This is a genomic window from Piscirickettsia salmonis LF-89 = ATCC VR-1361, from assembly GCF_000297215.2.
Classification (GTDB): domain Bacteria; phylum Pseudomonadota; class Gammaproteobacteria; order Piscirickettsiales; family Piscirickettsiaceae; genus Piscirickettsia; species Piscirickettsia salmonis.
In genome coordinates, this window is record NZ_AMFF02000026.1 from 62172 (window position 1) to 63062 (window position 891).

The 891-nt window shown below is 33.7% G+C and carries 1 protein-coding gene; it reads left to right on the forward strand.

Going from position 1 to position 891, the window contains the following annotated elements:
* Positions 1 to 481 precede the first annotated feature (481 nt).
* Positions 482 to 891, forward strand: a 410-nt coding sequence (locus tag C200_RS04045; RefSeq protein ID WP_033923667.1) for a protein-tyrosine phosphatase family protein, incomplete at its 3' end; no start/stop codon positions are given.

Below are 891 nucleotides of genomic sequence, written 5' to 3' on the forward strand. Positions count from 1 at the left end.
GCTAAAAACCCGAACCTACCTCGGCCTACTCACCCCGTGCTTAGCACTCCATGGCTCGCAGCGTGTGCGGTCAAATCAAATAGCTTTTGAAGAGCTTAGGCGATTAAAATGTTTATGACCTGTGCGTAAGGTGAGTTAAAATTAAGACGTGACTTATAGTCTTCGCCATAACAAAATCAAGATAGATAAAAATGCACATTTTAGCGCAACTATAAGCCAGACAAACACCTATTCAAAGCAGGAGGAATTTTAGCTATTCCTACATCATTACATAACCCATTTAAAAAAATATTTTTTATAAAAAAATTTTATTTTCAATAAACTTACAAACAAATTAGCTTGATAATTTTAAATATTTTATTAAAATTTACATTCCCTTTATATCATAATTATTATTTTTTTATATAATCCACCTTTGATAAATTTCAAACAGAATTTTCTTACTAATTAACAATAATTATATAATTTATTTGGAGTGCATATGCCTATTAAAAAAAAACCCCCAGGCTTTAAACTTGACTTCAGCAATATAGATCAAAACCAACAGCAGGGAGCTTCTGCAGGGCCAGCCGATGATCGGCATGATCTAAGTCATATCAATTTACCTGCATTTAGAAGATCAAATGTATATTTAGGCCCCGAATATCAGCTCAAAAACGCTATCGATAAAAAAGGCGTTAAGTATGTCATCAACGTCGGAAACGTTTCATACACACAACCAGACACAGCTCAATTTAAATTTCCTGATTTAGAAAGTGCAGAAGAACGAACAGTTGATGGAATTCGGTTTTTATTTTGCCCAGCCAATGATTTACCTGGTCAAGATTTGAGTCAATATTTCTCAAGAATTAATCAGTTTTTTCGTGATGCTCTAAAACGTAAGCGTCGCTA